Source organism: Acidovorax sp. LjRoot129 (assembly GCF_964253765.1).
Taxonomy (GTDB): domain Bacteria; phylum Pseudomonadota; class Gammaproteobacteria; order Burkholderiales; family Burkholderiaceae_C; genus Acidovorax.
Genome location: NZ_CAXUSE020000001.1, coordinates 2027150 through 2047018 on the forward strand (window position 1 = coordinate 2027150; position 19869 = coordinate 2047018).

Below are 19869 nucleotides of genomic sequence, written 5' to 3' on the forward strand. Positions count from 1 at the left end.
GGCCAGTGTGCAAAGGCGGCGGCGGCAGGTCTTGAAGATCTGCGCCAACGGCTTCAGGGCGGCAAATGGGTTTTCAAACCCAAAATATGAGTAAAAAGTGCCTCCAGCGCTTATCCATAAAGCGCTGATAGCTATTATTTTAGGAGCATCATATTCCACTGCGGCACGGTTTCCGCCCACCACAGACGCAGCCGCATGGCCCATTGCGGCGTGTAGCCCGAGGTGGCAAACCGCACCTGGCCGCCGGCGTCGATGACCACCAGCGCGGGCACGGAGCGTACGCCCCAGCTGCGCGAGAGCGTGCCCTGCGGGTCCACAGCCGTTGGCCACGCCATGCCGCGCTGGCGTTGCACCTGCGCGACCCGCTCCGCGTTGCCCGATTGCATCGCCACGCCCAGCAGGGGCCAGTCGGTTGACAGGCTGGCAATGCTGGGCTCTTCCAGCTTGCATACCGCGCACCATTCGGCCCAGAAATGCACGGCCACCGCCCGGCCGGGGTGCTGCGCGCGCCATTGCGCCAGGGTGGTGTCTGATGCAAAGCCGATGGTGGGGGTGGCGGCCATCACCAACGGCGCATCGGGCGCAGGGCCTGCTGGCAGGTCGCGCGTGCGCCAGGTGTCCACCGCCACGACGGCGAGCCACGCGAGTGCCAGCGTGGCAAGGTGCTGCTTCCAGTCCCTGCACAGGGACAACCACGTACGCTGGATGCGGTCGTGGAACATCAATGGTCCGCAGCCTTGTCGGTCAGCGCAGCACTTCGAGCAACCGGTCAAGCCCACCCTGGTTGATAGCCACCTTGGCCTGCGCACGCACGGCGGGCTTGGCGTGGTAGGCCACCGACAGGCCGGCCACGCCCATCATGGGCAGGTCGTTGGCGCCGTCGCCCACGGCAATCGCCTGCATCGGCGAGATGCCCATGAGCGAAGCGACTTCCAGCAGGGTGCGGCGCTTTTCGGCACCGTCGCAGATATCGCCCCAGGCCTGGTCGACCATGCGGCCGGTGAGCAGGCCGCCCTCAATCTCCAGCATGTTGGAGCGGGCGAAGTCGATACCGAGGCCCGCCTTCACGCGGTCGGCAAAGAAGGTGAAGCCGCCAGACACCAGCAGCGTGGTCAGGCCCGCGGCCTTGGCGGCGGTGATCAGCTCCTGGGCGCCGGGGTTGAAGCGCAGGCGCTCGGTGAACACCTGTTCCATGTGCGCCACGGTCACGCCCTTGAGCAAGGCCACGCGCTGGCGCAGGCTTTCCTTGTAATCGGTGATCACGCCTTGCATCGCCGCTTCGGTAATTGCGGCGACCTCGGCTTTGCGGCCGGCCGCGTCGGCGATCTCGTCCACGCATTCGATGTTGATAAGGGTCGAGTCCATGTCGAACGCGATGAGCTTGTAGCTCGACAAGGACAGCGGAGGCACGATGTCCTGGACCACGAGGCCCGGGGCGAATTCGGTTGCTTGGTTCATGGCGGAGACGGGATTTGTTGTGCAGGCGAAACCCGCAATGGTATCGCCGGCGCCCCACAGGCCGATGCGTGCCTCAAGCCCCCGAACCGCAACGGGAGCGCCAGCGCCGGGCCCTGGCTACCCCGGGCTACTGCACGCTGGGCGGCAGTTTCAGCCGCAGTTCAAGGCGGGACGCGCGTTCGCTGATCGCCTGGATGCGCTGTGCCCTGTCGGCGTCGGGGAGGTCCTTGTGGTTGTTCACCTGTTGCCACGCCGCGAACATCTCAATATCACCTGCCGTAATGAGCTGGGAGTTTCGTGATTTTCGAAACGCAGAGAGATTATTAACCTTCTTCAGTATGTCCTTGTCTGTCGCGCTGCTCTTGCCAAACGACAAGATAACCTGCTGGATCCGCCGGCGCAAATCGACTGGCAAGGAAGTGGACCACACCAGCGGCGATTGGGGCAGCATGGGAGACGACCACAAGACGTGAAGCTGGTCGGCCAGTTTGGGATTTTTTGCACGGAACATGGCCAGCTCCTCGTCATTGGCCGTGGCGAGGTCCACTTTTCTCTCGGCGGCCATGGTGAGGTTGCTGATATGGCTGCCATGCATTACCTTGGCATATAACGCCGCAGGTTCGTTAATCCCTCGCTTGACGAAGGCGTAATACCGCGGAACCAGATGGCCAGAAAAGCTTTTGGTTTCTCCGTCGGCAAACACAAGGCCCTTGCCGGGCCGTTGGGCATCGGCCAGGGTTTTCAGCCCGCTGTCCCTGTGGGTCACGATGATCGAGTGGTAGCCGGTGCTCCCGGCCTCTGTCACCATCTGCGCGAAGACCTCGCCCGCCCCCCGTTCCACCACCGCCAGGGCCGCCGAGTTGCCGGCCCATGCGAGGTCGATCTCCCCGCGGGCAAACGCGCCTGCCAGCGCGGAGGGGTCGGGCGACTCCCAGGCCTTCAAGGTGATGGCGTGCCCTGCCTCCTGAGCGACGCGCTGGACAAACGACGTCCAGGCCGCCATCGCCGCCTCAGCTCCTCGGGGTGTAATCACCGCGAAAACCAGAGGTGATTTGCGTGCGTCTCCGCCTGGAGCTGGGGTGAACGCAAACACGGGCCCGAGGGGCTGGACCATAAACAGCCCGCTGGATACCAGCCATTGCCTGCGCCGGAGGTACACACGATTTTTCATGATGATTGAGGTTCTCTGGAATATTGAAATTCAAGGCAGTATGAATGGCGGGGTTGGTCGATTCGAGGGTGAATGTGAATGTGCTGCGTGTGAAGGGAATGTAGTTGTTTTGGATTGGGCATGGCAAATCCGTGCTTACCCTAGCGAAATTGATTCCTTTCAAGTTGCTTTCATATTGCTTTCAGTAATGATGGGTATAAATACCCGATGGGGTTTGATTGATAAGGAGAAATTGCCAACCTTTCGATTACCTGTCACTGCGCCGTGGTGTAAATCCGGTGGATGGCGAATAGTGGGCAGCCCATGATCGGGTCCATGAACTTGCGCCAGATCAGACCCGGATGGAATCGTTGGAGCGCTGACGACGCTTTGGCGGTTGCGCACCCCGCCCCTGGGTCAGCCGCCGGTGCAGCCAGCGCCGTCGCCACCCGGGGCCAGGGCCCGTGACGGCAGCTTGATGACCTCAGGGCAGCGTGGAGCGGCCTGTGGATTCCGCAAAACCCTGCGCTTCCAGCTGTCCGACTTGCTCTCCATGTCGTCCCTTCGTTGCGCGGCCGCAAAGGCCGTGCGGGACGACTGCATTTGTCTATTTCCGTTCCTTCAAGGAGACCCGCATGCAAACCATCCGATACCCCCTCGCCACCATGGCGCTGGCTGCCTTGGCCACTCTGGCTTGCAATGCGCAGGCGCAGGCGCAGGGCAGCGGTCAGCTCAACGCTGTCTGCTCCGTCCAGGACGCCTGGTGCTCGATGATTGCCTCGACCTTCATGCGCTCGTCGGGCATCAAGGTCAACATGGTCAAGCGCGGCTCGGGCGAGGCGCTGGCCCAGTTGATTGCCGAGCGCAGCAACCCCAAGACCGATGTGTGGTTTGGCGGCACGGGCGATCCGCACATGCAGGCCGCGGAGCTGGATCTGACGCAGGAGTACCAGTCACCCAGCTTGCCCCAGCTGCATGGCTGGGCGCAGGACCAGGCACGGCAGTCGTCGTATCGCACGGTGGGCGTCTACTCAGGCCCGCTGGGGTTCGGCTTCAACACTGAATTGCTGGCCAAGAAGAAACAAGCGGCTCCCATGTGCTGGAAGGATCTGCTCAATCCGACTTTCAAGGGCGAACTGCAGATGGCCAACCCGGCAAGCTCCGGGACGGCCTACACGATGATCGCCACGCTGGTGCAGCTGATGGGCGAGGACAAGGCGTTCGAGTACCTGGGGGCGGTGCACAAGAACGTGAGCCAGTACACCCGCTCGGGCACCGGCCCCATCAAGGCGGTGGCGCGTGGCGAGGCCCTGGTGTCTGTCAGCTTTGTGCACGACGCCCCGGGGGAGCAGATGCAAGGGTTTCCCATCGGGACCAGCGCCCCGTGCGAGGGAACGGGCGCCGAGATAGGGTCCATGTCCATCGTCAAAGGGGCACGCAATCTGGAGAGTGCCAAGAAGTTCTACGAGTGGGCCCTGACCCCCGCCGCCCAGCAATTGGGTGTGGCGGTCAAGCAGTTCCAGTTGCCTTCCAACAAGGCCACTCCGCTGGACAGCAACATTCCCGATTTCAAGAAGATCAAGTTCATCAAATACGACTATGCCAAGTACGGCAAGACGTCGGAGCGCAAACGCCTGATCGAGCGTTGGGAGCGCGATGTGAATTCGCTGCCGCGGTGATTCCCCGCGCCTTGGAAGGGCGGGGCGGTTCGCCGCTGATGAATTGAGGACGCGAGGGGGCATGCGCACCCCAAGACTCGATTCGAACCACCGCCGCAGGCCCCCCATCGCACCCCGAGCGTTTTAGTTTCTGCAGCCGCGTCAGGCCAAAGGAAAAGCATGCCCTCCATTCGCTCTGTATCGATCCGCGCCCGCATGAACGCGGCCATGGCACTGTCGGCCACCACGGTGGTGTTGCTGGGGGCGGGCGGATTCTTTGCGCTCCAGAGGGCGCAGGCTGAGTTCGTCGCGTTCTCCCAGCAACACCTGCCACTGGTCGTCGGGGCGAGCAAGGCCCGGGATGCGCTGGCGCAGCTGGCACGATTTGATGACACCGATGTCGTCATCAACTACTCCATGCCGGGCGACGCGCAGCGCATTGCCGAGCAGTGGAAAGTGCTGCTGCAGCGAGCGACAGAGTCTCTGAGCGCCATGGACACTGCGACGGCCGACCCGAGCCATGCCACCGCCGTCCGCGAGGCCCTCGAGAAACTGCGGGCGTACCAGGGCAAAGTGGCACCCGTGCTGCAGACCACGGTGGACGGCAAGCTGCAGTCGGTAGCGCAGGGCACGCGGGCCCTGTCGGGCACCAAACAACTGGTGGTGGATGCGGAGTCCGGGCTGTCGGCGCTGGTTGTGCGGCTGGACCAGGCTACGGAGGCGATGGGGGCGCACATCGTCGCGCGCAACGAAGCCAGCAGCGTGGTCCTGGCCGCTGCCGTCCCCCTCGCGCTGCTGGTGCTGCTGCCGCTAATGGGGGTGACGATGCGCTCGTTCCTGCAGCCGCTGGTGCGCGCGCGCAGCGCGGCGGCGCTCATTGCGGGCGGGGACCTTTCCGGTCACATCGATGACGACGGGCGCGACGAGATGGGGGATCTCATGCGCTCGCTGCGCGACATGCAGGACAGCCTGCGAGGTCTGGTGGGAGATATCCATGCCGCTGCCGGTTTTGTCACCTCGGCTTCGGGTGAAATGGCGGCGGCCAATCAGGACCTGTCGGCCCGTACTGAGCAAACCGCTGGCGACCTGGAAACCGCGTCCAGCGGCCTGGCACAACTGAGCACGGGGCTGGCCACCAGCGCGAGCGCGGCGCGTGAGGCGGGCCGGCTCGCCGTCGATGCGGTCGATGCCACCCGGCGCGGCGATGAAGCAATGAATGCCTTCGCGCTCACGATGCGCGGTATTGAGGACTCGTCCGCCCGCATCCAGGACATCGTGGAGGTGGTCGATGGCATCGCGCGGCGCACCCACATCCTTGCGCTCAACGCCAGTGTCGAGGCCGCGCGGGTGGGCGTGCACGGCCGTGGCTTTGCCGTGGTGGCTCACGAAGTGCGCATGCTGGCCCTGCAGGTGACAGAAGCTGCGCGCGAGATCAAGGCGCTCATCGAGCAGTCCCGCGCGCATGTGGCGCAGGGTGGGGCGCGTGTTCAGGAGGCCGGCGTCACGATGGGCCGCGTCACAGCGTCCACGCAGGCGGTGTCGAAGGTGGTGCAGGACATTGCAGCCTCTGTGTCCGAACAGAGCCAGGAAATGCAGCGCGTGAACCACGCCGTGGTCCAACTCGACCGCTCCGCGCAGCAGAACAGCGCATTGGTGGAGCAATCGGCCGCATCCGCCGAAGGCCTGCGCGACCAGGCTTTGCGCCTCGCGACGTTGGTAGGCCGTTTCAAAGTGGGCGTGGCAGTTTGACTGCGCGCTAAGCAACCCGGCCCGCCAAGAAAGGTCCGGCCTTCGCTGGGCCGTCTTCGCTATTCAGTTTCAGGCCGAGGCGGCCTGGGCCAGCGGCTGTCCCAGGCTGCGCAGGATGTCGCGCACCATCTGCGCACGGTCTTTGGGGTCCTTCAGTTCGCGTTCGATGCGCAGCTTCTCGTTGCCCGCCAGCTTGATGTGCTTGTTCTTCTGGATCAGCTCGATGATGCGCATCGGGTCGATCGGCGGCTGGGGTTTGAAGGTGATGTGGATCACGCCGGGGGCGGCATCGACCTTCACCACGCCGTAGGGCTGGCTCAGCACGCGCAGGCGGTGCACGTCGATGAGCGTTTGCGCCTGCGGCGGCAGCTTGCCGAAGCGGTCCACGATCTCTTCGAGCAGGCCGTCGATCTGGTCGGGCGTCTTGGCCGTGGCCAGCTTCTTGTAGAACGACAGGCGCAGGTGCACATCGCCACAGTAGTCGTCGGGCAGCAGGGCAGGGGCGTGCAGGTTGATGTCGGTGGTCACGCTCAGCGGGCTCAGCAAATCCGGCTCCTTGCCGGCCTTGAGCGCCTTGACGGCCTCGTTGAGCATCTCGTTGTACAGCTGAAAGCCCACCTCCAGCATGTTGCCGCTCTGGTTCTCGCCCAGCACTTCGCCCGCGCCGCGGATCTCCAGGTCGTGCATGGCCAGGTAAAAGCCGCTGCCCAACTCTTCCATCTGCTGGATGGCGTCCAGGCGCTGGGCGGCGTTCTTGGTCAGGCCCTCGGTGTCGGGCACCATGAGGTAGGCATACGCCTGGTGGTGGCTGCGGCCCACGCGGCCGCGCAGCTGGTGCAGCTGCGCCAGGCCGAACTTGTCGGCACGGCTCATGATGATGGTGTTGGCCGTGGGCACGTCGATGCCGGTCTCGATGATGGTCGAGCACAGCAGGATGTTGTAGCGCTGGGCCACGAAGTCGCGCATCACGCGCTCCAGTTCGCGCTCAGGCATCTGGCCGTGGGCCACGGCGATGCGGGCCTCGGGCAGGATTTCTTCGAGCTTCTGGCGGCGGTTCTCAATCGTCTCCACCTCGTTGTGCAGAAAGTAGACCTGCCCGCCGCGTTTGAGTTCGCGCAGCACCGCCTCGCGGATCACGCCCGTGCCCTCGTTGCGCACAAAGGTCTTGATCGCCAGGCGCCGCTGTGGCGCGGTGGCGATGACCGACAGGTCGCGCAGCCCTTCGAGCGCCATGCCCAGCGTGCGCGGAATGGGCGTGGCCGTGAGGGTGAGTACGTCCACCTCGGCCCGCAGGGCCTTCATCTGCTCCTTGTGGCGCACGCCGAAGCGGTGCTCCTCGTCGATGATGAGCAGGCCCAGGTTGTGGAACTTGGTGGATTCGCTGAGCAGCTTGTGCGTGCCGACCACGATGTCCACGGTGCCGTCGCCAATGCCCTTGATGGCGGCGGTGATCTCCTTGCCCGAGCGAAAGCGTGAAACCTCGGCCACCTTCACGGGCCACTTGCTGAAGCGGTCCTGAAGCGTTTGATAGTGCTGTTCGGCGAGCAGCGTGGTGGGCGCGAGGAAAGCCACCTGCTTGCCGCCCGTGACGGCCACGAAAGCCGCGCGCAGGGCCACCTCGGTCTTGCCAAAGCCCACGTCGCCGCAGACCAGGCGGTCCATGGGGCGGGGGCTGATCATGTCCTGGATCACCGCGTGGATGGCGGCGTTCTGGTCGGCCGTCTCCTCGAAGCCGAAGTCGTTGGCAAAGGTCTCGTAGTCCTGCGGGCTGTAGCGGAAGGCATGGCCCTCGCGCGCGGCGCGGCGCGCGTAGATGTTGAGCAGCTCTGCCGCGCTGTCGCGCACCTGCTCGGCGGCCTTGCGCTTGGCCTTTTCCCACTGGCCGCTGCCCAGCTTGTGCAGCGGCGCCTCGTCCGCGCTCACGCCGGTGTAGCGGCTGATCAGCTGCAGCTGGCTCACGGGCACGTAGAGCACGGCCTTGTCGGCGTATTCCAGATGCAGAAACTCCTGCATGGCGGGCGTGCCGTCGGGATTCTTGTTGCCCACGTCCATGTTGACCAGGCCGCGGTAGCGGCCGATGCCGTGCGCGCTGTGCACCACGGGGTCGCCCACGTTGAGCTCGGCCAGGTCCTTGATCAGCGCCTCGACGTCGCTCACCTGCTCCTGCTTCTTGCGCCGGCGCGTGGTGGGGCCGGCAGCAAACAGCTCGGTCTCGGTCACGAAGTCGATGCCGTCCTCGATCCAGCTGAAGCCCACGGTGAGGCCGGCGGTGGCGATGCCCACCTTTTCGTCAGCCGTGCCCTGGAACTCGGCCAGCGAGTCGAAGGCCGGCGGGTTCACCCCGCTGGCGCGCAGAAAGTCGAGCAGGCTCTCGCGCCGGCCAGCGCTTTCAGCCAGCAGCAGCACCCGGTGCTGCGTATTGCGGATGTGGGCGTGCAGTCGGGACAGCGGGTCTTCGGCCCCACGCACCACCGAAAGGTCACCCAGCTTCTGAAAGTTCGGGTTGTCGGCGATGTCTTCCACGCCGGGGCGGATGGACAGCTGGGCGTGGTGGTTGGCGCGGGTGTAGAACTGGTCAATGGACAGGAACAGCGACTCTGGAGGCAACACGGGGCGTTCCGGGTCGCCTTGCACCAATCGAAAGCGGTCTTTTGTGTCCTTCCAGAAATGCTGGAAGGCGGGTTCCAGGTCGCCATGCAACACCACGGTGGCCCCGGCACCCAGGTAGTCGAATACGGTGGCCGTGTCGTCGAAGAACAGTGGAAGGTAGTACTCGATGCCGGCCGTGGCCACGCCGGAGCCCATGTCCTTGTAGATCCGGCTCTTGGTGGGGTCGCCTTCCAGCATCTCACGCCAGCGGCTCCTGAACTTGGCGCGTGCGTCGTCGTCCATGGGGAACTCGCGGCCGGGCAGCAGACGCACCTCGGGCACGGGGTACAGGCTGCGCTGGCTGTCGGGATCGAACGTGCGGATGCTGTCGATCTCATCATCGAACAGGTCCACGCGGAAGGGCACCAGCGAGCCCATGGGGAACAGGTCGATCAGCCCGCCGCGCACGGCGTATTCGCCGGGGCTCACCACCTGGGATACATGGCTGTAGCCCGCCAGCGTGAGCTGGGCCTTGAACTTGGTCTCGTCGAGCTTTTGCTTGACCTGGAAGTGGAAGGTATAGCCCGCGAGGAAAGACGGCGGGGCCAGCCGGTACAGCGCGGTGGTGGCGGGCACCAGGACCACGTCCGCTTCGCCCTGGCTGATGCGCCACAAAGTGGCCAGCCGTTCGCTGATCAGGTCCTGGTGCGGCGAGAAGGTGTCGTAGGGCAGCGTCTCCCAATCCGGGAACAGGGCGCAGCGGAGCGTGGGCGCGAAAAACGCCATCTCTTCGATGAGCCGCTGTGCATCGGTAGCGTCTGCTGTGACGATGGCGGTGGTGCGGCCTGCGGCTTTGTCGCGCTCGCCCAGGCGGGCCAGCAGCAGCGAATCGGCGCTGCCCACGGGGCGGGGCAGGGTGAAGCGTTTTCCGGGGGAGAGTTTGGGCAGTTCCATGCGGACGGTGTGGGTCGTCTGGGCCCGCCACATCCCCGGGGCGCGGCGCGCGCGGGTCGGATGGGGGGCAACACAACATTTTAGTGACCCATCGAGAAGTGTTTTGCGGGCGGCCTTTGGCGCAGGCGGCTCCGGGCAACAGGTAGGGCAAAAGCCCGCCCTCCTAAAATGCGCAGTTCATGACCATCGACCCTCTCCTGCAAGCTTCGCTGGCTGCGCCCTATGCTTCCGCATCCATGCCAGGTCGGTTTTGGGCGTTGTTGCCCTGTGCGGGCGTGGGCTCGCGCGCAGTGCCGGTACCTGCTGTAGCGCCAGCGGGTTCCACGCTCTCGGCTTTTGGTGCGCTGGCGGGCACTGCAGGTGACACGGCAACACCGCCGCCGTTGCCCAAGCAGTACCACCCTGTAGCCGGCCACCCCATGGTCATGCACACGCTGGCGGCGTTTGCTGGTGTAGTGCGGCTCGCCGGCACACTCGTGGCGGTGGCGCCGGGCGACCGGTTTCTGGATGCCCACGCCCATCCGTCGTTTTTTTTGGTCGAGTGTGGCGGGCCCACCCGTGCTGCCACGGTGCAAGGCGGCCTGAACGCACTGCAACAGCGTGGCGCGCAGATCGACGATTGGGTGCTGGTGCACGATGCCGCGCGTTGCCTGGTCACGACCGAGCAGATCGACCTGCTGATCGACGTGTGCGCGCAAGATTCTGTGGGTGGCCTGTTGGCCCACCAACTGGCGGACACGCTCAAGACTTCGACCGACGGGCCGGGCGGGGTGCGTGTCTCTTCCACAGTGGACCGCAGCAACAAGTGGCTGGCGCAAACGCCCCAGATGTTCCGCCTCGGCCCCTTGCAGGACGCTTTGGCCAAAGTGGGCACCAACGTGACCGATGAGGCCAGCGCCATGGAAGCGATGGGCCTGCACCCGCGCCTGGTGCCGGGAGGCGCGCAGAATTTTAAGGTGACCTACCCCGATGACTTTGCGCTGGCCGAGGCGGTGCTGGCACAGCGCGGCCACGGCACCACGCTTGCGCGCTTCGGCGGCGACCGCGGGCAAGGTGCGACGGAGACGGGGCGCAAAACTATCTTTTGAAGGTAGAAGCGCTCGTGCGTGCGTTCGCTCGTACGGTCCGCGGATCAACGAACAGGAGTGGCCCACAAAACTCAGCGCAGCGGTTCTGGCTAGGCGCTTCGCCGCAGACAGTACGCCAGTACGGCAAGGCGAAGCAACGACGCCAGAAGAGTTTTGTGAGCCGCTCAAAAAAGGGCAAATATGAATTTCAGGATTGGTGAGGGGTGGGATGTGCACGCACTGGTGCCGGGCCGCGCATTGGTGATTGGCGGCGTGACCATTCCGCACACCATGGGTCTGCTGGGCCATTCGGATGCCGATGTGCTGCTGCACGCGATCACCGACGCCATTCTGGGCGCGGCGGGCCTGGGCGACATCGGCACGCATTTTCCGGACACCGACGCGCAGTTCCGCGGGGCGGACTCCGCGGTGCTGCTGGCGGAGGCCGCCCGCCGCGTGCGCGCAGCGGGCTACACCATCGGCAATGTGGACAGCACCGTGGTAGCCCAGGCACCGCGCCTGGCTGCGCACATTCCCGGCATGCGCGAATGCATCGCCCAGGCGCTGGAGATAGAGCCTGGCCAGGTCAACGTCAAGGCAAAGACCGCAGAGCGGCTGGGTCCCGTCGGGCAGGGGTTGGCGATGGAAGCGCGGGCGGCTGCGCTGATCTACAAGGCCTGAATCATCAACCGCAAATCGACGAGCTGTCGCGCGACGTAGCAGCGGCTCGGTAGAAGCGCTGCATCAAGCGCTTTCGCGTTCGATGATCGAAAAGCCGATGTCCACCACGGGCTCCTCCACCGCCTTGCCCTCCGCCCGGTCGGCGATCAGTTGGGCTGCGGTCTGGCCCATGCGCGTACCGTCGATGCGCACGGTGGACAGGCTGGGGCTCACGGTCTGCGCGAAGTCGATGTCACCAAAACCCACCACGGCCAGTTGACCAGGCACATCAATGCCGCGCACGCGCGCCTCGGTGAGCACGCCCAGCGCCAGCATGTCGGAGCTGCAGAACACGGCGTCGATATCCGGCGCATCGGCCAGCAGCGCAGCCAAGCCCTCGCGGCCATCGGCGTGGGTGGTGGGCGACTTGCCCAGCCGGACCGCGGGCTTGTGCAGGCCCAGGCGCACGGCGGCTGCTTCGAAACCCCGCGCGCGGCGCGCGGCACGCTCGTCGCCGCCGCTGAGCAGCGCAAGACGCCGTCGGCCCTTGGCAAAGAGGTGCTCGCACACGCCCGCACCCAGTTCTTCATGCCGCAGGCCGACCAGCATGTCGATGGGTGTATCGGTGAAGTCCCACGTTTCCACCACCGGAATGCCCGATGCCATCAGCATGCGGCGCCCCTCGGGCGAATGCATGATGCCTGTGACCACAATGCCGTCGGGCCGCCGGCCCACGATGGCGCGCAAAAGCTCGTCCTCGCGCGAGTGGGCGTAACCCACTTGGCCCAGCATTACCTGAAATCCGCGCAGTTCCAGCGCATCGGTCAGCGCCTGCACCATCTCGCCGAACAAGGGTCCTGTCAGGGTCGGCACCAGCGCCGTGACTACGTGGCTGCGCGCCGAGCGCAGTCCGCCCGCGATGAGGTTGGGCACATAGCCCATGCTGGAGACCGCCTCCTGGACGCGCACCCGCGTGCGTTCCGACACTTGGTGCGGCGTGTTGATGGCGCGCGAGACCGTGATCATCGATACCCCGGCACGTTCGGCCACCTGACGCAAGGTGACTGCAGGGCGGTCGCGCAATGCAAGCGGTGCGCGGGGCGAAGGCGGAGCGGGTTGCATGAGCGAAGTCTATAAGACCGCAGCGAACGCTCAGGACACGCGCGCTAACGTTGCTCTACGCGTGCGCATCGTGAAGGCCGCCGGAGGCAGGGCGGAGCAATTGCCTTAAGGGCCTCTGAGAGCGGGCTCGACCGTAGCTAGAGCGAGCGCTGATCCTCTGCATATACAAGCCACCCGAGGGTGAACGTGAGGTGGAAAGGAAATATGCAAAAAACCAAGGGTTTGCCCTATGTTGTACGACAATGTTAACGTTAACATTGTCCCTCGACCCAGCTTACCGATTAAGAAGCTAGGCCCACGCGACCCGCGCCGCACGCATCCAACTGCCCGACGCACGACGTGACGGATGCCTGCAAAGAGCTTCGAGACCATCCACCTTTGGAGACACCCACCATGTTCATCAAGAAGAAACTGTTGCTCATCGCCAGCGCCTGCACGCTGGCTTTTGGCTCGTCCGCTCAAACCGCCCCCGCCGCGTGGCCCGAAAAGCCCGTGACCATCGTGGTGCCGTTCCCGGCCGGCGGCTCTACCGACATGGTGGCCCGGGCCATGGCCCTGCACATGGGCGAGAAGCTGGGGCAGAGCTTCGTGGTGGATAACCGCCCCGGTGCCACGGGCACGCTGGGTGCCGGTGCGGTCAAGCGCGCCGCGCCCGACGGCTACACGCTGCTGGTGTCCTCGCTCGGTGCCTTCGTCGTGGCGCCGCACCTGCTCAAGAGCGTGCCGTATGACGCGCTCAAGGATTTCGACTACATCACCGTTCCCGTTCAAGCACCCAACGTGCTGGTAGCCGCGCCCAACCAGAAGGCGCGTACCGTGAACGAAGTGATCGCGCAGCTCAAGGCCAATTCTGGCAAGGTGAGCTTCGCCAGTTCGGGCAACGGCTCGTCGGACCACCTCTCGGCCGAAGTCTTTTGGCAGCAGAGCGGCACCGAGGGCCTGCACATCCCCTACAAAGGCGGCGCGCCGGCCATCAACGACCTGCTGGGCGGGCAGGTGGAGTTCTCGTTCCAGAACGTGAATTCCGTGCTCGCGCACATCCGCGCTGGCAAACTGCATGCCATCGCCGTTACGGGCGACAAGCGCAGCCCCGTCCTGCCCGACGTGCCCACCCTGGCCGAGGCCGGCGTGGCCGGTGCCGAGGTGTACTCGTGGCAGGGTATGGCCGCGCCCAAGGGCTTGCCCGCCGCCGTGAAGAAGAAGCTCTCGGATGCCGCCATCGCCGCCATGAACGACCCGGCCGTGAAGAAGCGCATGCTCGACCAAGGTCTGGAGATCGTGGCCAGCACGCCCGAGGCCTTCACCGCCTACCAGGCACGTGAATTTGCGCGCTGGAAGACGGTCATCGAAACCCGCAAGATCACTGCCGATTGAGAGCGACTCAAAAACCTCTTCTGGCCTTGTTGCTACGTCTTGTCGTGCTACTCGCACTGCCTGCGACGTAGCGCCTAGCCAGAACCGCTTCGCTGAGGTTTGTGAGCCGCTTTGAGACAAAAGACCGGGGCGCGCGCGCCTCCATATTCCAGACCACCATGACCACATCTTCCATCCCTTCTGCCACCAGCACCCCCGTTGTCACCGAGCTGCGCGTGGTTCCCGTCGCGGGCCACGACAGCATGCTCATGAACCTGAGCGGCGCGCACGGCCCCTTCTTCACGCGCAACCTGATCATCCTGCGCGACAGTGCGGGCAACACCGGGGTGGGCGAGGTACCTGGCGGCGAGAAGATCCGCCAGACCATCGAGGACGCACGGCCGCTGATCGTGGGCCGGCCTATCGGCCACCACAACGCCGTGCTCAACGCCATGCGCGCCCAGTTCGCCGACCGCGATGCGGGCGGGCGCGGCCTGCAGACCTTCGACCTGCGCATCACCATCCATGCCGTGACGGCGGTGGAGTCGGCCTTCCTCGATCTGTTGGGCCAGCACTTGAACGTGCCCGTGGCCGCGCTGCTGGGCGACGGCGTGCAGCGCGATGCGGTGCAGATGCTGGGCTACCTGTTCTACGTGGGTGACCGCGCAAAGACCGACCTGGCCTACCGCACCGAGCCCGGTGCCGACAACGACTGGTTCCGCCTGCGCAACGAGAAGGCCATGTCGGCGGACGGTATCGTGCGCCTGGCCGAGGCCGCGTACGAGCGCTACGGCTTTGCCGACTTCAAGCTCAAGGGCGGCGTGCTGCGCGGCGAGGAAGAGGTCGAAGCCATCCGCGCGCTGCACGAGCGCTTCCCGGAGGCGCGCGTGACGCTGGACCCCAACGGCGGCTGGTTGCTGAAAGACGCCATCCGCATCACGCGCGACCTGCACGGCGTGATGGCCTATGCCGAAGACCCCTGCGGCGCCGAAGGCGTGTTCTCGGGCCGCGAGGTGATGGCCGAGTTCCGCCGCGCCACGGGCCTGCCTACCGCCACCAACATGGTGGCCACCGACTGGCGCGAAATGGCCCACAGCCTGGCCCTGCAGTCGGTGGACATTCCGCTGGCCGACCCGCACTTCTGGACCATGGCGGGGTCGGTGCGCGTGGCGCAGATGTGCCAGGCCTTCGGCCTGACCTGGGGCTCGCATTCGAACAACCACTTCGACGTCTCGCTGGCCATGTTCACCCATGTGGGCGCCGCCGCGCCGGGGCGCGTGACCGCCATCGACACACACTGGATCTGGCAGGACGGTGAGCGCCTGACGAAGGAGCCGTTCCAGATCAAGAACGGCTTTATCGAACTGCCCAAGAAGCCTGGCCTAGGCGTGGGGCTGGACATGGACGAGGTCGAGCGTGCCCACCGCCTGTACCTGGAGCACGGCCTGGGCGCGCGCGACGATGCCATTGCGATGCAGTACCTGATCCCGGGCTGGAAGTTCAACAACAAGTCGCCTTGCATGGTGCGCTGAGCGTGGGTGGCCGTGTGCCACCACGCGGCGGTCGCCCCACTGCTGCCAATATCGCGCACAGCAAAAAGCCCCGAACTTCGGGGCTTTTTGTTTTTTGGGGAGAGCCGGATCAGGCGGTTCGGTCCTCGGCGCGGCGCCGGGGCAACTGGCGCTTGACGGACGGGCGCTGCAAGCGCTGCTTGGGGTCCGCCCCTTCGGGTAAGCCCGTGGCCCGCTGCAACTGCAGGTGCGCCACCAAGCCACCGGTGCTGGAGTTGGCCAGCGCAAAGATGCCGCCCATGCGCTGCACAGTCTTGTCGACGATGGACAAACCAAGGCCTGCGCCTGCAGCGGCCGTGCGCGCCGAATCACCACGGAAAAATGGCTTGGTCAGGTTGGACAGCTGTTCGGGGGGCACTCCTGCGCCATGGTCGCGCAGCTTGACGAGGACCCAATTCTCGCGGCCCTTGGCAGCAATGTCGACATTGGTGATGCCCGTGTCCTCCGCCTTGCCGTAGCGCCGCGCGTTTTCCAACAGGTTGCTGATCACACGCGCCAGTTCCACCTCGTCGGCCAGCACGTTAAGCTCTTCAGGCACCGACATCGTGATCTGCAGTTCGCGGTGGTCTTGCACTGCATACACACACGAAGACACCACCGCATGCAGGTTGACCGGCGTGAGCGTGACGTGGTCAGGCCGCGCGTAGTCCAGGAATTTGTCGATGGTGGCATCGAGCTGCACGATGTCAGCCACCATGTGCTCGCGCGCAACCTCGTCGGTCACGCTCATTTCGGTTTCAAGCCGCAGGCGAGCCAAAGGCGTGCGCAGGTCGTGCGAGATGCCGGCCAGCATCACGGCGCGGTCCTGCTCCAGCTTGGCCAGCTTTTGTGCCATGCGGTTAAAGCCGATGTTGACCTCGCGGATTTCGCTGGTCACCACCTCTTCATCCAGATGGCTGGCGGCGAAGTCGCCGTCCTTCACCCGGTTGGCTGCGTACGACAGCTGCTTGAGCGGCCGGTTGATCAGCCGCGCGATGGCCGCAGCGCCCGCCAGCGACAAAGCACCTGCCGTGATCAGCCAAATCAACCAGGTGCGGCCCCCGGCCGGGCTGAACCGTGACCGGTCCATCAGCAGCCAGTTGGGGTCGCCGTTGATGTTGAAGCCGACCCAGATGCCGGTCTCGCCGTTCACGCTCTGGGCGACGATGGTGTCGGGCCCCAGGCGTTGCGTGAGTTCGTCTGTGAGTCGGTTGCCCAGGGCCGTGCCTTCCAGCAGCTCAAACTTGTCGCGCGGTTCGCGCGGCAGGATGCGCACACCTTCCTGGTCGGCCATGGTCTTGATGAGCGAGACCCGAGCGATGGCATCCGAGTGCACCAGTGCCGCGCGGCTCAGGTTCACCAATGACGCGATCTGCTGCGCGGTTTGCAATGTGCGGGGCTCGAACTCCAGCGCACGCAAGGTCTGCAACCACGCAAGGATGCTGCCTACCAGCAGCAAAGCCAGCAGGAAAAAGGTGCGCCAAAAGAGATTGAGCCCCACCCGCGCCCGCTGCTCACGGGCCTGCCTCAATGATTCAAGCGGGGCAGGGCTGGTGGCGTCGGGCGATGGGGCTACGGACGACCCAAACGATGATGATTTCGACTTCGAATTGCCGTCAGAACTGCGCATACAAAGGGAAAGGGTCAGCTCGTGCCATCCGGCACGAACACGTAGCCGACGCCCCACACCGTCTGGATGTAGCGAGGCGCTGCCGCATCCACTTCCACCAGCTTGCGCAGGCGCGAGACCTGCACGTCCAGGCTGCGGTCAAACGGCTCGAACTCGCGGCCACGGGCCAAGAGGGCCAGCTTTTCACGCGACAGCGGCTGGCGCGGGTGGCGCACCAGCGCCTTGAGCATGGCGAATTCGCCAGTGGTCAGCGGCAGTTCTTCGCCATTACGCTGCAGTGCGCGCGTGCCCAGGTCGAACGTGAAGGGGCCGAAATTGACGACCTCGTTGTCGCCGGAGGGCGCGCCGGGCGCTTCTTGCGCGGGGCGGCGGCGCAGCACGGCGTGGATGCGGGCCAGGAGTTCGCGCGGGTTGAAAGGTTTGCCCAAGTAGTCGTCGGCGCCGACCTCCAGGCCCACGATGCGGTCCACGTCCTCGCCCTTGGCGGTGAGCATGATGATGGGGGTGCGGTCGTTGGCTGCCCGCAGGCGGCGGCAGATCGAGAGTCCGTCTTCGCCCGGCATCATCAAGTCGAGCACGATGATGTCGACCGTCTCGCGCAGCAGCAGGCGGTTGAGCGCCTTGCCGTCTTCAGCGACCATGACTTCAAAGCCTTCTTGGGTGAGATAACGGCGCAACAAGTCTCGGATGCGGGCGTCGTCGTCCACTACGAGAACTTTGTCGGTGCGATTGGTTGTTGTGGCCATGTAGATCCCAAGTCCAATTTGTAACAGAGCCGATTCTGACCAGTTGAAACGCCGAAGTTCGGTTTTTGGGGGGTGGTCTGACCAACTGTTACAAGTTTTGCCCAGCTTCGCATGGCGGGATGCGGCGCTTTATTCACGGTGCATTGCTGTGCGGTTATGGTGGTGCTCGCCCGGCCCGGACGGCGGCAGGGCGCTGATTCAAAGGACCTTGATACCATGAAAATTACTACAAAAATGATAGCTGCAAGCGCTTTAATAGCTTGCGCTGGCGGCGTTTTTGCGCAAAACAGCGCGCCCACGACCGAGCCGCGCAATGTGGTCCAGCTGTCGGCGACGGGCACGGTCGAGGTGCAGCAGGATTTGCTGGTCCTGAGCCTCGCCACCAGCAAGGAAGCGGCAGATGCCGCGACCGTTCAGACGCAGCTCAAGCAGGCGCTTGACGCAGCCCTGGCGGAGGCCAAGCGCAATGCCCAACCGGGCCAGCTCGATGTGCGCACTGGGCCCTTCGGCCTGTACCCGCGTTATGGCAAGGACGGCAAGATAAACGGTTGGCAGGGCCGGGCCGAGCTGGTGCTGGAAGGGCGCGACTTTGCGCGCATAACCACCACGGCGGGCAAGATCCAGTCGATGGCCATCAGCCAGGTGGCTTTCGGTTTGTCGCGTGAGGCGCGTGCCAAGGTGGAGGGCGAGGCCCAGACCCAGGCCATCGAGCAGTTCAAAGCACGCGCCGCCGACTTGGCCAAGGGGTTTGGCTTCAGCAACTACGCCCTGCGCGAGGTCGCCGTCAACAGCAATGAATCCATGCCCGGCCCGCGGCCCCGCATGATGGAGATGAAGTCATCAGCGACGCTGATGGGAGCCGATTCGTCCGTGCCCGTCGAAGCCGGCAAGGCGCAGGTCATCGTGAACGTGTCCGGGTCGGTGCAGATGCGCTGAGGCAATGGAGCGGCGCGGCGATAGCGGTGGGGCTTGGCACGCCCTGCGGCGCGCGATGAACAGCAAATTCTTGCCAAAATATGCCGCTAGCGCTTGATTTATAAGCATAGTTTGCTATATAAAACATAGCAAATAGCCTGCCGTCGCTCTACGGAAGAACTTGAAGCGCTCCTGAAACCGGGATGGCAGCGGGGCGCCGCCGCGCCCCCCGATCGTGCAGCGGAGGGCCGAAGTTGCAGCGTGGCGTTTGCCTTTGCTGCCGCCCCAGCCTTGCGCGGTTTTCCCTTACTGCGCGGCCCAGCCGCCGTCCATGTTCCAGGCCACGCCGCGCACATTGTTGGCTGCCGGGGAGCAGAAAAACACCGCCAGTTCGCCCAGCTCTTCGGGCGTGGTGAACTGCATGGACGGTTCCTTTTCACCTAGCAGCAGTTTCTTGGCGTCTTCGTTCGACAGGCCGTGTTCCGCCGCCTTGGCGTCCACCTGTTTTTGCACCAGGGGCGTCAGCACCCAGCCCGGGCAGATCGCGTTGCAGGTCACACCGGTCGTGGCGTTTTCCAGTGCGGTGACCTTGGTCAGGCCCACGATCCCGTGTTTGGCAGCCACGTAGGCGGCCTTCTGCGCCGAGCCGACCAGGCCGTGCACCGACGCCACATTGATGATGCGGCCCCAGTTGGCACTCTTCATGGCCGGCAGTGCCAGGCGTGAGGTGTGAAAGGCGCTGGTGAGGTTGATGGCAATCACCGAGTCCCAGCGCTCCACGGGGAAGTCCTCAACATTGGCGACGTGCTGGATGCCGGCGTTGTTCACGAGGATGTCCACGCGCCCGAACTGCGCAGCGCTGTACTTCATCATGTCTTCGATGTCGGCGGCGCGGCCCATGTCTGCGCCGTGGTAGGCCACCTGCGCGCCCGCGGCCTCGCCCACTGCCAACACCTCGGCGCGGGGGCCTTCCACATCGCCAAAGCCGTTGAGCACGACGTTGGCGCCTTGCCGGGCCAGGGCTTTCGCGATTCCAAGGCCGATGCCGCTGGTGGAGCCGGTGACGAGGGCAGTTTTGCCTTTCAGCATGTGAGTCTCTCCGAATGAATTACGATGAACGCGAGGGAAGGCCGGCACGGATTGCGTGGCAACGGGCCACTGCAGACCAGGATGAATGCAAGGCACAAATCGCAGTGCGGCCGTGGCTGCCACCGGGATTTGCGGCACCGCGGACACCCGAGCTGCGGATGGGCGCAGTGCAGCGATGT

At 64.9% G+C, this 19869-nt stretch carries 17 protein-coding genes; 8 read left to right on the forward strand and 9 right to left on the reverse strand.

The window, feature by feature from the left end; translation table 11 throughout:
• Positions 1 to 134 precede the first annotated feature (134 nt).
• The 3 genes from ACSQ3Q_RS09290 to phnD form a co-directional block, all read right to left on the reverse strand.
• A complete protein-coding gene (locus ACSQ3Q_RS09290) occupies positions 135 to 722 on the reverse strand; it encodes a redoxin domain-containing protein (protein ID WP_436134106.1) in 588 nt (195 codons plus the stop codon).
• Positions 723 to 744: 22 nt separating this feature from the next.
• The gene (serB, locus tag ACSQ3Q_RS09295) at positions 745 to 1458 is read right to left on the reverse strand and encodes a phosphoserine phosphatase SerB (RefSeq protein ID WP_436134107.1); all 714 of its coding nucleotides are present in this window, start codon (positions 1456 to 1458) and stop codon (positions 745 to 747) included.
• A 127-nt stretch (positions 1459 to 1585) separates the two neighbouring features.
• Positions 1586 to 2629, reverse strand: coding sequence for a phosphate/phosphite/phosphonate ABC transporter substrate-binding protein (gene phnD, locus ACSQ3Q_RS09300; protein WP_436134108.1), 1044 nt, complete (start codon positions 2627 to 2629; stop codon positions 1586 to 1588).
• Position 2630: 1 nt separating this feature from the next.
• Between phnD and ACSQ3Q_RS09305 the strand changes: the two genes are divergently transcribed.
• A complete protein-coding gene (locus tag ACSQ3Q_RS09305; RefSeq protein ID WP_436134109.1) occupies positions 2631 to 2936 on the forward strand; it encodes a hypothetical protein in 306 nt (101 codons plus the stop codon).
• An 89-nt stretch (positions 2937 to 3025) separates the two neighbouring features.
• On the opposite strand, the gene ACSQ3Q_RS09310 is transcribed toward ACSQ3Q_RS09305, so the two are convergent.
• A complete protein-coding gene (locus ACSQ3Q_RS09310) occupies positions 3026 to 3211 on the reverse strand; it encodes a hypothetical protein (RefSeq protein WP_436134110.1) in 186 nt (61 codons plus the stop codon).
• A gap of 32 nt (positions 3212 to 3243) precedes the next feature.
• Here ACSQ3Q_RS09310 and ACSQ3Q_RS09315 point away from each other — a divergent pair, with 32 nt between their 5' ends.
• Together ACSQ3Q_RS09315 and ACSQ3Q_RS09320 are read left to right on the forward strand one after the other, a co-directional pair.
• Positions 3244 to 4287, forward strand: a complete 1044-nt coding sequence (locus ACSQ3Q_RS09315; RefSeq protein WP_436134111.1) for an ABC transporter substrate-binding protein — start codon at positions 3244 to 3246, stop codon at positions 4285 to 4287.
• A 159-nt stretch (positions 4288 to 4446) separates the two neighbouring features.
• A complete protein-coding gene (locus ACSQ3Q_RS09320; RefSeq protein ID WP_436134112.1) occupies positions 4447 to 6015 on the forward strand; it encodes a methyl-accepting chemotaxis protein in 1569 nt (522 codons plus the stop codon).
• Between the two features lie 69 nt (positions 6016 to 6084).
• Here the strand turns inward: ACSQ3Q_RS09320 and mfd are convergent, their stop codons facing one another.
• Positions 6085 to 9558 (reverse strand): transcription-repair coupling factor, encoded by a 3474-nt coding sequence (gene mfd, locus ACSQ3Q_RS09325; protein WP_436134113.1) that lies wholly within the window; start codon positions 9556 to 9558, stop codon positions 6085 to 6087.
• Positions 9559 to 9737: 179 nt separating this feature from the next.
• On the opposite strand from mfd, the gene ACSQ3Q_RS09330 reads away from it, so the two are divergent.
• A complete protein-coding gene (locus ACSQ3Q_RS09330) occupies positions 9738 to 10646 on the forward strand; it encodes an IspD/TarI family cytidylyltransferase (protein ID WP_436134114.1) in 909 nt (302 codons plus the stop codon).
• A 180-nt stretch (positions 10647 to 10826) separates the two neighbouring features.
• On the forward strand, positions 10827 to 11306 hold the full coding sequence (gene ispF, locus ACSQ3Q_RS09335) for a 2-C-methyl-D-erythritol 2,4-cyclodiphosphate synthase (protein ID WP_436134115.1): 480 nt from the start codon (positions 10827 to 10829) through the stop codon (positions 11304 to 11306).
• 63 nt (positions 11307 to 11369) lie between these two features.
• On the opposite strand, the gene ACSQ3Q_RS09340 is transcribed toward ispF, so the two are convergent.
• The gene (locus ACSQ3Q_RS09340) at positions 11370 to 12407 is read right to left on the reverse strand and encodes a LacI family DNA-binding transcriptional regulator (RefSeq protein WP_436134116.1); all 1038 of its coding nucleotides are present in this window, start codon (positions 12405 to 12407) and stop codon (positions 11370 to 11372) included.
• A gap of 393 nt (positions 12408 to 12800) precedes the next feature.
• Here ACSQ3Q_RS09340 and ACSQ3Q_RS09345 point away from each other — a divergent pair, with 393 nt between their 5' ends.
• Together ACSQ3Q_RS09345 and gudD are read left to right on the forward strand one after the other, a co-directional pair.
• Positions 12801 to 13781, forward strand: a complete 981-nt coding sequence (locus ACSQ3Q_RS09345) for a Bug family tripartite tricarboxylate transporter substrate binding protein (protein ID WP_436134117.1) — start codon at positions 12801 to 12803, stop codon at positions 13779 to 13781.
• 158 nt (positions 13782 to 13939) lie between these two features.
• Positions 13940 to 15292: a glucarate dehydratase gene (gene gudD, locus ACSQ3Q_RS09350; RefSeq protein ID WP_436134118.1), complete on the forward strand. Its 1353-nt coding sequence runs from the start codon at positions 13940 to 13942 to the stop codon at positions 15290 to 15292.
• Between the two features lie 109 nt (positions 15293 to 15401).
• Here gudD and ACSQ3Q_RS09355 read toward each other — a convergent pair whose 3' ends face one another.
• The gene (locus ACSQ3Q_RS09355; RefSeq protein WP_436134119.1) at positions 15402 to 16940 is read right to left on the reverse strand and encodes an ATP-binding protein; all 1539 of its coding nucleotides are present in this window, start codon (positions 16938 to 16940) and stop codon (positions 15402 to 15404) included.
• Positions 16941 to 16954: 14 nt separating this feature from the next.
• On the reverse strand, positions 16955 to 17686 hold the full coding sequence (ompR, locus tag ACSQ3Q_RS09360) for an osmolarity response regulator transcription factor OmpR (protein ID WP_436134120.1): 732 nt from the start codon (positions 17684 to 17686) through the stop codon (positions 16955 to 16957).
• A 216-nt stretch (positions 17687 to 17902) separates the two neighbouring features.
• On the opposite strand from ompR, the gene ACSQ3Q_RS09365 reads away from it, so the two are divergent.
• Positions 17903 to 18622, forward strand: a complete 720-nt coding sequence (locus tag ACSQ3Q_RS09365) for an SIMPL domain-containing protein (RefSeq protein WP_436134121.1) — start codon at positions 17903 to 17905, stop codon at positions 18620 to 18622.
• A 285-nt stretch (positions 18623 to 18907) separates the two neighbouring features.
• Here the strand turns inward: ACSQ3Q_RS09365 and ACSQ3Q_RS09370 are convergent, their stop codons facing one another.
• A complete protein-coding gene (locus ACSQ3Q_RS09370) occupies positions 18908 to 19690 on the reverse strand; it encodes a 3-hydroxybutyrate dehydrogenase (protein WP_436134122.1) in 783 nt (260 codons plus the stop codon).
• Positions 19691 to 19869: the final 179 nt, after the last annotated feature.